The sequence below is a fragment of the Bradyrhizobium sp. Pha-3 genome (genome assembly GCF_042258615.1).
Lineage (GTDB): Bacteria > Pseudomonadota > Alphaproteobacteria > Rhizobiales > Xanthobacteraceae > Bradyrhizobium.
This window is the reverse complement of the sequence record NZ_CP170152.1, coordinates 3,204,101-3,216,056: the sequence shown is the minus strand read 5'-3', so window position 1 is coordinate 3,216,056 and position 11,956 is coordinate 3,204,101. Positions and strand designations below refer to the sequence as shown.

9 protein-coding genes and 2 pseudogenes are annotated in these 11,956 nt (G+C 62.1%); 3 read left to right on the top strand and 8 right to left on the bottom strand.

Going from position 1 to position 11,956, the window contains the following annotated elements:
* Positions 1-46: 46 nt before the first annotated feature.
* Positions 47-952 (bottom strand): helix-turn-helix domain-containing protein, encoded by a 906-nt coding sequence (locus tag ACE10Z_RS15060; protein WP_375788610.1) that lies wholly within the window; start codon positions 950-952, stop codon positions 47-49.
* Positions 953-1,013: 61 nt separating this feature from the next.
* On the opposite strand from ACE10Z_RS15060, the pseudogene ACE10Z_RS15055 reads away from it, so the two are divergent.
* Positions 1,014-1,209: pseudogene (locus tag ACE10Z_RS15055) on the top strand (formaldehyde dehydrogenase, glutathione-independent); the annotation flags it as partial.
* Between the two features lie 6 nt (positions 1,210-1,215).
* Here ACE10Z_RS15055 and ACE10Z_RS15050 read toward each other — a convergent pair.
* The 3 genes from ACE10Z_RS15050 to ACE10Z_RS15040 all read right to left on the bottom strand — a co-directional run bounded on the left by ACE10Z_RS15050 (position 1,216) and on the right by ACE10Z_RS15040 (position 4,376).
* The gene (locus tag ACE10Z_RS15050) at positions 1,216-2,550 is read right to left on the bottom strand and encodes a sensor histidine kinase (protein WP_375788609.1); all 1,335 of its coding nucleotides are present in this window, start codon (positions 2,548-2,550) and stop codon (positions 1,216-1,218) included.
* Between the two features lie 3 nt (positions 2,551-2,553).
* A complete protein-coding gene (locus ACE10Z_RS15045) occupies positions 2,554-3,210 on the bottom strand; it encodes a response regulator (RefSeq protein WP_375789836.1) in 657 nt (218 codons plus the stop codon).
* Positions 3,211-3,902: 692 nt separating this feature from the next.
* Positions 3,903-4,376, bottom strand: a complete 474-nt coding sequence (locus ACE10Z_RS15040) for a hypothetical protein (protein ID WP_375788608.1) — start codon at positions 4,374-4,376, stop codon at positions 3,903-3,905.
* Positions 4,377-4,677: 301 nt separating this feature from the next.
* Here ACE10Z_RS15040 and ACE10Z_RS15035 point away from each other — a divergent pair, with 301 nt between their 5' ends.
* Entirely contained in the window at positions 4,678-6,027 is a 1,350-nt protein-coding gene (locus tag ACE10Z_RS15035; protein WP_375788607.1) for an efflux RND transporter periplasmic adaptor subunit, read from the top strand.
* Positions 6,028-6,039: 12 nt separating this feature from the next.
* Positions 6,040-9,147, top strand: coding sequence for an efflux RND transporter permease subunit (locus tag ACE10Z_RS15030; protein ID WP_375788606.1), 3,108 nt, complete (start codon positions 6,040-6,042; stop codon positions 9,145-9,147).
* A 208-nt stretch (positions 9,148-9,355) separates the two neighbouring features.
* Here the strand turns inward: ACE10Z_RS15030 and ACE10Z_RS15025 are convergent.
* The 4 genes and pseudogenes from ACE10Z_RS15025 to ACE10Z_RS15010 all read right to left on the bottom strand — a co-directional run.
* Positions 9,356-9,516, bottom strand: a pseudogene (locus ACE10Z_RS15025) (efflux RND transporter permease subunit); the annotation flags it as partial.
* A 265-nt stretch (positions 9,517-9,781) separates the two neighbouring features.
* Positions 9,782-10,201 (bottom strand): hypothetical protein, encoded by a 420-nt coding sequence (locus ACE10Z_RS15020; RefSeq protein WP_375788605.1) that lies wholly within the window; start codon positions 10,199-10,201, stop codon positions 9,782-9,784.
* Between the two features lie 125 nt (positions 10,202-10,326).
* Entirely contained in the window at positions 10,327-10,752 is a 426-nt protein-coding gene (locus ACE10Z_RS15015; protein ID WP_375788604.1) for a DUF2147 domain-containing protein, read from the bottom strand.
* Between the two features lie 105 nt (positions 10,753-10,857).
* Positions 10,858-11,880: an NADP-dependent oxidoreductase gene (locus ACE10Z_RS15010; RefSeq protein WP_375788603.1), complete on the bottom strand. Its 1,023-nt coding sequence runs from the start codon at positions 11,878-11,880 to the stop codon at positions 10,858-10,860.
* Positions 11,881-11,956 lie beyond the last annotated feature (76 nt).

Below are 11,956 nucleotides of genomic sequence, written 5' to 3'. Positions count from 1 at the left end.
CCCAGTCGGTGCGTCGTATCACACGGCGTCCGCAACCCCGATCGCCTTAATCGAGACGGCGACGGTAATAGCTCGGAGTTTCGCCGGTCAGCTTGTGAAACGCGCTGGTGAATGTGCTGGTATCGCTGAAGCCGACCTCAAGTGCAATCGCCGTGACCGACCGTTCGCGATTCGCCAATAGCTGCTTGGCCCGCTCGATTCGGCGGGTCGCGTGATATCGGTGCGGCGGCAGGCCGAACGAACGTTTGAACGAGCGGGAGAAATGATATGGACTAAGCCGCGCCAGCTCGGCCAGCGTCGCGAGCGGAATATCGTCGGCCACATGCTCCTCGACATAAGCTGCTACCCGCTTCTGTTGCCAGAACGCAAGGCCGCCACGACTGACCGGCTGGTGCGGTTCCGTGTCACCGTTGAAGCGAACGAGCTCATGCGTCAGCACGATGCCGAGAGCTTCGGCGTATTGCCGATGCGTCGTGCTCGCGTTCTCGATTACTGACTTGAGTTTAAGAGCGGTTTGCCAGAGATCGCGATCGTAAAAGAACAGGCGCGGCTTGAATTCGATCTCCTCAAACCGCAGCGCGGGATCGGCGAGCGGTCCGCTCGGATCAATGTAGAAGTAGGTTGTGTGCGTTAATGCGCGCGGTCTCTGCCATCCGCGGAAGTCGTGCCCGGCAGGAACGAAAGTCAGCTTGTGCGTGAAATCGCGCAAGGTCGAACGCGGCAGGCCTTCGACAAAGGACTCCCCGTCGTAGCGCTCGGCGACTTCTGCCGCAATGAGCAGGTGCCATGGAGCCCGGAATCCGTATTCAAACTGCGTGTGCCGCGTGATCTGGACCGTCTCTCCGCGAAATCCCGACCAGGTCGTGGAGCGGCGCTTCGTGATCTCAGGCGGCGAAATATTGACGAGCAGATGTGGGAGGGTTGGAAAGGTCGATTCGGCGGAACTGGCCATTATTCGGTCTCCACGCGCCTGATACCCGTTTGTCTCCAGGCGTTGTCGGTAGGTTGGGCGCGGCTCGATCGGCAATCCCGGCCTGTATGTGACCGACGATCCGTGGCGAAGGAACAGGCTGCCAAACACGGCAACCTCGCCGTCGCCTCGGTCTCAACTGGGCAAAATCGCCCGTGCTCCATGGCGGCCAGACGCCGATGCTCAAATACAATCGGCAGTTCATGCAGGCGATACCTCGGGACAGCCTGTCCATCGCAGGGACTTCACTGTGGTTCAGGGAAAATGAGGCGAGCCTCGAAGCCGCCGCCGCGCCCCATGACGGGGGAAATAAGCGTCAGGCTGCCGCCGATCTGCTTCATGACGCCATCGACGATAGCGAGCCCAAGACCACCTCCGGCGCCGACCGAGCATCCACGAACGAAGGGATTCTTCAGGGTATCGAGGATATCCGATGGAATGACGGCGCCGCCGTTCAGCAGGCGAATCTGCCGGTCGTGGCCAACGACGAGCTCGATTGGCTCATCGGGGGCACCGTAACGAACCGCATTCTCGATGAGGTTGCGAAGCGTGATGCCGATGATGTCCAGTTCGCCCTGCACGATGAACTCGTCCGGACCTTCCGCGGTGACCACCAACCTGTCCCCGACGTCTTCGTGCCGGCGAAACTCGTCGACGAGGATCTGCACGACCGTCATGACGTCGACGCGTTCCCGCAGCATCCCAACGCCCGCGCCGCTGCGCGACAGTTGCAGCAACTTCTCGGCAAGGCTGCTGAGCCCCTTGATCTGGACGACGATTCGGGCCGAGCGTTCGGCGTGCGGAGTTCCGGCGAGCTGGGCCGACAGCAACTGCATCTGCGCCAGCACGGCGGCAATCGGCGTCCGCAACTCGTGGGCGCTGTTCGCCGCGAACTGGCGTTCAGTCGCCAACGCGCGCTCCAGCCGTTCAAGGAGCCGGTTGACTGCTGCCTGAATCGGCGCGAGCTCGGTCGGTAGCCCCATGTCGGAGATTTGCGACAGATTTGAGCCGTCGCGACGGCTGATCTCGCTCCGCAGCTGATCCAACGATCGCATGCTCCGAAGGACCGCCCAGCGGATCAGGAACCACAACAACGGCAGGAACAGCAGCAGCGGCCCGCCGGTCAATGCAGTTGCCCGCCACAGCGACTCGGCACGGTGTGCCCTGGGCTCGGCAACCTCGATGAAATAGCCATCGGCGGCGGCGGGTTGTGCATAGACGCGATACTGCGGCGTGTCGTGGAATCCGGCCTGGCGCGGCACCGGAAACGGTGTCTCAGGCGCATTCTCCGAGCGCATCGCGATTTCGCCTGTCGGTCCGACGATCTGATAGGCCAGGGCCCGTGGATCCATCGTGGCGACCAACTGCTTCGCCATTCGCTGCATGGCCTCCGGCTGTCGCACGGCCTCGTAGGTCGCCGGCAAGAGCCGCTGCGCGACCTCCTCGATCGCATCGTCTAGTCTTTCGTTGATCTCAAACACCGTGAGCGTGCCTGCGGCCACGCTGCCGAGGATCCACAGGGCCGCCATCGAGGATGCCAACAGCCAGATCAGCCGCGAAACAAGGCTTCCGTGCGCCACGTTTCACTCTCCCAGGCGGTAGCCGAGACCGCGCACCGTGCGGATGAAATCTCGCCCGAGCTTGCGGCGGACGCGGCTGACATAGACCTCGATGGTGTTGCTCTCGATCTCTTCGCCAAAGGCATAGAGCGCATCCTCGATCTGCTCTTTCGATACGATTGACTGTCGCCGCCGTCCGAGCACCTCGACCACGGCCCATTCCCGCGCACTGAGTTCGACGGGCCGCCCATCCAGTCGCGCGATTTTGAGTTCCCACTCCAATTCAACCGGGCCGATCTGAAGGATCGACGCCGCTTTTCCGAAATATCGGCGGCTGACGGCCTCCAAACGTGCATTCACTTCGTCGAGGTCGAACGGCTTGACGATGTAATCGTCGGCGCCCGCTTTCAACCCCTCGATGCGGTCACTGACAAGGTCGCGCGCGGTGAGGATGACGACTGGCAGCGCGTCACCACGGCGACGAAGTTTGCGCAGGAAATCCAGGCCGCGCCCATCGGGCAGGTGCAGATCAAGCAGCAGCGCGTCATAGGAGACCGTGCGCACCGCGTGCTCCGCCGGCTCCAGCCGCTCGAACCAGTCGACGGCATGTCCCGCCGCTCGAACATGCTCCTGCACGGCTGATCCGAGATGCGGTTCGTCTTCCACCAACAAGACTCGCATGGGTCCACCCGTCGTCATCAAGCGTAGGTGCAGGAAAAAGCTGAAGCCAACCTGAACGCCTCCGAGAGTAGGCTTCAGGCCGGCGTCAGGAAAGCCCGTTAACGAACCCTGCCGTGAAACATTCTCGGCAAGGAAAGGAGCAACTATCATGAGGAGCACTGTTTTGAGCTGGTTCGGAATGTTGGCCGTGGTTGTCACTGTCTTCGCGACTATGGCGCAGGCTGCCAAGACCGATCCAGCAAATGTAGCCGTTCAAGCCCATATAAGAGCATACGGCGTTGTTCACGGGATTGTTATTCCACCGTTCAACGGATAATCGGCGGCGGTGACTTCCGCCGCCGATTACTGTCAGTCGAACCGGATGCTCGATCAGGCCGCCTCTGAAAAAGGTATTCTGTGTAGCCTGTCCGACCGATCCCGATGCAGGTCTTCCCTTCAGCTGCTGTGGGTAAGCCGATCAACGAGCAAGACGCGGCTGGATCGACGTAAAGGATCTGTGCCGACGTAACGCATGACCTTGCAGCGTACTGCGCATCCATTTTGCCAAACACCATTTCCGCGCGCGGGCAAGAGGTCGGCTCCAGAACGAGGCTCGATCTCAGAGGTGCATGAAGCGCCTCAGCGCGGGAAAGCGCTGAGGCCAACGATCGTGGATGTTCAATGGATGCGCAGAAGTTAACACCAGCGAGTGATCAGCTGCACACGTGGCTCGGTCGTATGCGCCAGCCGTGCGCGGTGTGCACGCGCCGGTTTACGACGTAGCAGCTGCCGTTGTCGTAATACGAATCGTCGTAGCTGTAGGGATAGTCGTAGTAGGCATAGTCACCATAGTAGCCGTAGGGATAGAACCCATAGCCCTGCCCATAGCGGTGGTGACCGAAGTCGTGATCGTGACCTCCCCGAACGACAGGGCCGGGGCCAAAACCGCGGAAGCCGTCACCATTGTGGACGACGGCGGGGCCAGGGCCAAAGCCATGGAAGCCGCCGTTAAATCCGCCGCTGTGGAAGCCTCCGCCAGCAAGGCCACCGCCGTGGAAGCCACCACCGCCAAAGCCGCCACCGCCGCCATGGCCACCGCCGCCGCCTCCGCCACGTGCCAGCGCCATGGTCGGCGCGGCCAGGCCAACGGCCGCAACAGCCAACGCGATCATTGCCTTTCGCAACATCTCATTCTCCATTCAAGATTTAGCGCCCAGCACAAATCCGCAGATGGCGACTGTTCTGGAGCATTGCGATAAGCATCGGCATAGCGGCGGCTCAACTCGACGCGAGCCTGTCGTGAATTGCTGTGGCCGACTTGGTTCGATCCCACCAGTTGCTGGGAGCGCAGTCGGGCAGCACGGCGTCACCGCAGAGGCGCGTTTGGAGAAAGCTGAAGCCAGCCTGAACGTCATTGCAAATGGACTTCAGGCCTGTGTCAGAAAAGCCCGCTAGCGATGCGACCAACGTTTTCGTCGGAGCGGGAAAATGATGCATGCACGCCTGTTACAAGCAGCCCACGTTATCGCGATTGATGGGGCGGAGTCTCGTCATGGCCCATCGCCTCTTCGTCGGACATTGCCGCTTGTGAGGCTCCGTCTGCTTCTCGGTGTCGCGACGGTCGCTATCGCTTTAGCCGCGGGATTTGCGGCGGGCCGCTCGTTGCCGTCCGCCTCGATCGTGGCGCCCGTGAGCATCCCGGCGGCAGCTGCCGCCGATCCGGAACTGCCAGCCACGATTACTCTCTCCGAGCCGAAGCTTGCGAACCTGCAATTGCAGGTCGAGGAGGCGAAGTCCGGTCCGCTGGTTCATGCCGTGTTGGCGACGGGCAGCGTCGGCTACGATCAGCTCCATGTTGCGCGCATCAGGCCCGTGGCACGCGGCCGGATCGAATCGCTCGATGTAAACCCCGGCGATCGGGTCGTCGCAGGTCAACGGTTGGCGGTCCTCGATAATTTCGACCTCAGTGCCGCGCATAGCAGAGCTCTGAGTGCCGAGGCGGCGCTCGGTCAGGCACAGGCGCAACTCAGAGCGGCAAATGCCGCCTACGACCGCGCGACAAACCTCATTCGCACCGACCTCGTGACGCAGGCCGAGGTCGAGGCGCGGCGCGCCACCGTCGCCACCATGGAAGCCGATCTCCGTACCAGGCAAGCCGAGTTGCAGCAGTACAGGGAGGAAGAGGCGCGGCTCTTGCCGATGCGGGCCGACACCACAGGCGCAAGCGTCTCCGGCGATCAGTCGACGGCCGGCTCGCGGGGCGCCATCGTCGCGCCATTCGCCGGCGTGGTTGATTCGGTTTCTGTTGCGAAAGGCGAGATCACCGATCCGGCAACGCCGATACTGACCGTGTCGGACCTCTCGACGGTTTGGGTCCAGGCCGACGTCGCCGAGAAAGATCTCGGCGCAGTCAAGGTGGGCGATGCAGTCGAGGTGAGAGTAAGCGCCTTTCCAGGTCGCGCCTTTACCGGCCGTGTCACCTATATCCCCGACCAGATCGAGACGACGACGGGGATGGCCAAGGTGCGCTGCGCGATCCCTAACCCGGACGGCGCGCTGCGCGTCAATATGTTCGCCAACGTCACCATCCTCTCGCCGCAGGGCGGCGACGCTGTCCTGGTGCCGAGCGAAAGCCTGCAGGAAGTCAACGGGCAGAGCGTCGTGTTCATTCCAACAGGAGATCGCCAGTTCGCCTGGCGTGTGGTTCGTACCGGTCCGGTCGCAAACGGAAAAACCCAGATCACGAGCGGGCTTGCGGCCGGTACCGCAGTCGTCGGCGAGGGCAGTTATTGGCTGAAGGCGGCTCTGATGCAGTCCACCATTCCGGACCAGGGGTAGGGAGACATTACCGTGATCAACAAGATCGTCGATGCCGCCCTCGGCAACCGCATGCTCGTCCTGATGCTGGTCGTAGCTCTCGTCGCCGCCGGCCTCTTGAGCATGCAACGCCTGCCGTTCGACGCCGACCCGGATATCTCGCCGCTGCAGGTGCTGGTGACGACGCAGGCACCGGGGTTGGCGCCTCCGGATGTCGAGCGTTCGATCACCTTGCCGATCGAGCTCGCCTTGCAGGGTCTGCCGGGGATGACGAGCTACCGCTCGATCTCGCGCTACGGGCTGTCCGTCATCTATGTGAAATTCGCCGATGGCGGCGACATCCTGACCGACCGCACGCTGGTTGCGCAGCGGCTGAGCCAGGCAACGCTGCCCGCAGAGGCGGGAACGCCGAGGCTCGGGCCGCTGTCCGACGGCCTCTCCGAAATTTACCAGTTCAGGGTCGAAGGCAAGAACTACTCGCTCATGCAGTTGCGCTCGATCCTGGATTGGCAGGTCGCGCCGCAGCTCAAGCTGGTCCCCGGCATCACCGAGGTCAACGTCAACGGCGGCGAACTCAAGACCTACGAGGTTCGGGTTTCCGAGAACGCGCTAACGCATTTTGGTCTGTCGATCGAGGACATCTACAACGCGGTGGCGCAGAACAACCGCGCCATCGGCGGCGCGACGCTCGCCCGCAATGGTGAGCAGGCGGTCGTCCGCGGCGAAGGCTTGCTGCAATCGATCGGCGACATCGGCAACATCGTGCTGCGCACCGCAGCCGGCGGGGCGCCGCTTTACGTCAAGGACGTCGCAGAAGTCGTCGAGGCGCCGATGCCGCGGCTCGGCGCGGTGACCAGCCAAGGCGACGGCCAGGCGGTGGTTGGCGTCGCATTGATGACGTTGGGCGAGAACACGCGCGTGGTGGCCGAGCGGTTGGCCACCGCCGTGCAACAGATCAACAAGACCCTGCCGCCTGGTGTGAGCATCGTTCCCTATTACGATCGCGCCGACCTGATCGATCGGGTGCTACAGACGGTCGCGCACAACCTGACTGAGGGCGCCTTCCTGGTCATCATTGTGCTGCTCGCGTTGCTGGGCAATTTCCGCGCCGCAGTCATCGTGGCGCTGGCCATCCCGCTCTCGATGCTGGCCGCCGTCACGGCCATGTATTTCACCGGCCTGTCGGGCAACCTGATGAGCCTCGGCGCCATCGATTTCGGTCTGCTGGTCGACGGCGCGGTGGTGATGATCGAGAACATCGTGCGGCGGCGCGCGGAGGCGCCATCTCTCCCGGCCGAGCAGGTGGTGCGCGAAGCCGCGCACGACGTGGCGCGCCCCGTGGCCTTTGCGGTTGCGGTCATCACCTTGATCTATCTGCCGATCCTCAGCCTGCAGGGTGTCGAGGGCAAGATGTTCCGCCCGATGGCGCTCACCGTGATGTTCGCGCTGGCCGCCTCGCTGGCGCTGACGCTCACGCTGATGCCGGTGCTCGCTTCCTTCTTCCTGCACAGGCCGGTCGCCGAGCGGGACAGCCGTATCATCGGTGTGGCCAGGAGCGGTTACGCGCCGGTGCTGGCGAGGACGATGCGCCATCCCGCAATCACCATCCTTGTGGCGATCGTGATGCTGGGCAGCGCCCTGGCGATCGGCTCCCGTCTCGGCGCTGAGTTCCTGCCGCGCCTGGAGGAAGGCGCGCTCACTGTCACCACCACCAAACTGCCCGGCATCTCGCTCGAATCCGCGATCGCCACCCAGACCATGGTGGAGAAGACGCTCAAGACATTCCCAGAGGTCGAGACCGTCACCACGCTCGGTGGCAGTTCCGAGATTCCGACAGACCCGATGGGGGTCGAGCAAAGCGACACCTTCATCATTCTCAAGCCGAAATCGCAATGGCGCACCGCGCAGACCGAGGCCGGACTGATCGAAGCGTACAAGCAGGCGCTGGATCAGAGCGTGCCCGGCATTACGCAAAGCTGGGCGCAACCGATCGAGATGCGCATGGACGATCTCTTGCAGGGCGTGATGGCCGACCTCGCGATCGTCATCCGCGGGACCGACACGGCAACCCTCCGCGATCTCGCCGACCAGGTTGCGCGCGTGGTCTCGGCCGTTCCCGGAGCGGCCGACGTGCAGGCAAAGCAGACGGTTGGTCAGCCGTATCTCCGCGTCATTGTCGATCGTGGCGAGATCGCGCGCCGCGGCTTCAATGCGACCCAGGTGCTCGACCTCGTCGAAGCGCTGGGCGGACGCACCGTCGGCACCATGAAGGATGGCGACGAGCGGTACAATATCCGCGTCCGGCTCGCCCCGCAGGACCGCGACAGCATCGACCATATCCGGGCGCTGCGCGTGAACAACGGCGCCGGCGTCTCTGTGGCGCTCGGCGATCTGGCCGACATCCGCTGGGAGCCAGGCCCGGCCCAGATCGAGCGCGAGGAAGGCAGGCGCGTTGTCAAGGTGCAGGCCAATGTGCGCGCGCGGCCGCTCGCCAACTTCGTGGTCGACGCGCAGCAGGCGGTCGCGGCTCGGGTCCGCCTGCCGCCGGGCTACACGATCTCCTGGGGCGGCAGCTTCCAGGATCTGCAGCAAGGCATGGAACGGCTGTCCGTCGTGGTACCCGTGGCGCTCGCCGTCATCTTCCTGTTGCTCTATCTGATGTTCGGCAGCGCTCGGCTTGCGACGCTGATCTTTTTCAACGTGCCGTTTGCGGCGGTGGGCGGAATTTTCGCGCTCGCGCTGCGCGGCATGCCGTTCAGCATTTCGGCCGCGGTCGGCTTCATCGCCCTGTTCGGCATCGCCATTCTGAATGGCGTGGTGATGGTGAGCTACATGGAGGAACGTCGCAAGGAAGGGCTCACTGCTACAGTCGCGGCTTGGCAAGCTGCAATGACGCGGCTCCGCCCGGTGTTGATGACGGCGACCGTGGCCAGCCTCGGCTTCCTGCCGATGGCACTTTCGACGAATTCCGGCGCTGAAGTGCAGCGTCCGTTAGCGACCGTCGTCATCGGTGGCCTGATAAGCGCGACGGTGCTCACTTTGCTGGTGCTCCCGGCGCTTTATCCCTGGTTCTCCCGAATGCGCCGCTCCGTCAGCGCGACCGCACACGATGCCTCCTGCGCGCCGCAGCCGGCAGAGTGACGATAATGAAGGATCTAAGTCGCAACGATAGGAACGCCGCAGGCCTGCTTCCATCCAATCAATTCGCGTGGCCCGAATGGTGAGCCCCTCCATTCCCTTGCGGAAGTCGACCGGCAATAAACGACCTGACGCTAGTGAAAAGCGATGCCCGGCATGCTTGCGACCTTGGCTTTAGAAGAACGCTTTGGAATTGGTATTAGTTGCAGGTTCACTCGGCAGGTTGCGGCGCATAGGGGGCATCGCCCGCGGCCACACGGACTGACGGTCGTGCACGGCCGAACCAGGAATAGAGTGCGGGGAGCACCAGTAACGTGAGCAAGGTCGCGCTGATCAGGCCGTCAATGACACGGTAGCGAGCGGGCGCTGCACGAAGCCGTCGTCCTCGAGGGTCCGCAGGGTCTGCGCAAGCATCACGTCTCGCCGCCGAACCGCTCCCACGACAGCTTCGGCCGTTGGCTTCGCCGTAGCAGGACCCGCCGCCACGTCTTCATTACCTGAGGATGGAAGCGACCGAGGCAGGTGCTTGGGCGTTGTGCCCGCGCAGCACCGATGCCAGATGGATGTTAGTGCAGAGTGACCTTCGGAAGTACCATCACGATTCCGGCTTGACGCGCAATAAGGGACACGAAGATCGCTACTTTGCTGCAATCGACATTGCCCGTTTTAGGTACAAAAATCGGTACATACATAACAGCAGTAAAATTGCGCCGCCTCGCCCCAAATCGGCGTAGAGGTAAGCCGGATTTTTGGTCATGTTGAACGCTATTACTCCGGTGAAAAGCATATTGACAGAAATCAACAGAACGAAAGCGACCGCGACGGACAACTCTTTATGTATCAAGTAAGCGACAAGACCAGACATCAGACCCAATGTGATGAATAGTTTGCCGTACAATTGGGTGACCGAAAGCAGCGCAACGTTCGAACCCACATCACCTAGCTGTAGTGCATTCCCGATAAATGACGGATTAGCAAAGAGAATACACCCGTACACGATCTGAAACGCGGCACTCAAAAGTACTGCAAGTATCAACAAGTATTTGAAAATCCGCACGTCTCGTCTCCGCAGCACTGATCGATGGGTACGGGCATATCTGTCGACAGCTAACCATCAGTCCTTGGGCTCCGTCAGATCGCCGGCGATAAGGCATATTTTGAGGCATATTTTATTGACTGAAGTTATTGGGAACGGACCCAAGTTTGGGCTCTGCAAAAGACCCCCATCACGCATCCAGTTATTGACAGTGAGTTTTTTCCTGTGACTACAAGCCGTCCGGAATAGCTCTTTCCGTCTCTCGGGTTGTAAAGCTGGCCTTCAAAACCGTCTGCCGTCGGAGCAGGCGCCTGAAGGATCATCAAGCCTTCCAGCGGTCGTGTTCTTAGTCTCAGATCCGGGTTGTTTGCATCGACGGCACCTTTTGTGGCGTTGACGATGGATCCACAGTACCCGCGGCTACAGCGACTGATACGAACGGTCGAGCCCTGATCCTGCGTCAGCCAGATACCAGACAGATCACCGTCTGTTTGAGCGTTCGCGTTGCCAGATGTCGCAATTCCGATAACCAGCGCCAAACAAGCTGCCGTCATGCTTGAGACAAGTCCCATGGGGTCTACTCCTTCCTCTTCACGAGTTCGCGGGCGGGCTGGGCGTCGACGTTGTAGGCGCGCTGACGGGCGTTGATCATCCCCGCGTTCATTCTAGATGGACGCTTACGGTCGAGAGGACGAAATTCGTTGGATGACGACGACCTTCCCTTTAGCGCGACCGGTCTCAAGGTAAGCGAGGGCCTCGGCGATTTTGGCGAAGGGATAGGTTTTGTCGATGATGACCCGAAGGTGACCTTGTTCGATCAGGTCCGCGAGCAGAGCCAGATCGCTCCCACTCGGATGCATGAATAGGAATCTGTAGCCGACGCCCGCGCGCCGCGCATGCTGCCTGACGCCGTAGCTCATGGCCCAGAAGGCTACGGCCAGAATCCTGCGACCGCCCAGATCCTGCCGCGCGGTCTGCGGCTCCGGAACGGCGGCGACCGAGACGATCCTGGTCCCGGGCTTCATGATCTTGAACATCCGGTCCAAGGTCTCGCCCCCGATCAGATCAAAGCCCGCGTCGAAGTCCTTTCCGAACCTTGAGAGATCGTCGCTCGTATAGTCGATCACCTCATCGGCCCCGAGCGAGCGCACCGAGGCCTCTCCCCGCTTCGAAGCGGTCGTCGTCACATGCGCGCCCAGCCATTTGGCGATCTGGATCGCGAACGTGCCGACGCCGCCGGCACCGCCCGAAATGAAGACCTTCTGCCCCGGCTTCACGCCGAGTTCGTCCCTCAAGGCCTGGAGCGCGGTCAGCGCCGCAAGGGGTACGCCCGCCGCTTCCTCGAAATCCATATTGGAGGGCATATGGGCGGCGCAGTCTTCACCGACAGCTGCCTGTTCTGCGAAGGCGCCCAGCCGATCCTTCTCGACCCGGGCGAACACCCGATCGCCGGCGGAGAACCGTGTGACCTGACCGCCGACAGCGACCACCTCGCCTGCAAACTCATTGCCGAGCACCTGGGGAAGCTTCAGCCGATAAACGGGCCGGAGCTTTCCTTGCCGAAATCCGATGTCCACCGGATTCAGACCCGCCGCGCACACGTTGACGAGGATGTCACGCGGCCGAAGCTTTGGTTCCGGGAACTCCATCAACGCCGAGCCTTCCGGGCCGCCGTATCGCGTGAGGACGTATGCAAGCATTCGTTTTTCGCTCCTGGACTGCCTCGTCCGTAACATTTAAGTTAGGTTGAGGGTCAAGCGGCAGCATTGGAGAAAT

Coding starts and splice junctions, on each gene's coding strand:
- ACE10Z_RS15015 (WP_375788604.1), bottom strand. CDS start 10,752: ATGGGACTTGTCTCAAGCATGACGGCAGCTTGTTTGGCGCTGGTTATC.
- ACE10Z_RS15035 (WP_375788607.1), top strand. CDS start 4,678: ATGATGCATGCACGCCTGTTACAAGCAGCCCACGTTATCGCGATTGAT.
- ACE10Z_RS15040 (WP_375788608.1), bottom strand. CDS start 4,376: ATGTTGCGAAAGGCAATGATCGCGTTGGCTGTTGCGGCCGTTGGCCTG.
- ACE10Z_RS15060 (WP_375788610.1), bottom strand. CDS start 952: ATGGCCAGTTCCGCCGAATCGACCTTTCCAACCCTCCCACATCTGCTC.
- ACE10Z_RS15010 (WP_375788603.1), bottom strand. CDS start 11,880: ATGCTTGCATACGTCCTCACGCGATACGGCGGCCCGGAAGGCTCGGCG.
- ACE10Z_RS15045 (WP_375789836.1), bottom strand. CDS start 3,210: ATGCGAGTCTTGTTGGTGGAAGACGAACCGCATCTCGGATCAGCCGTG.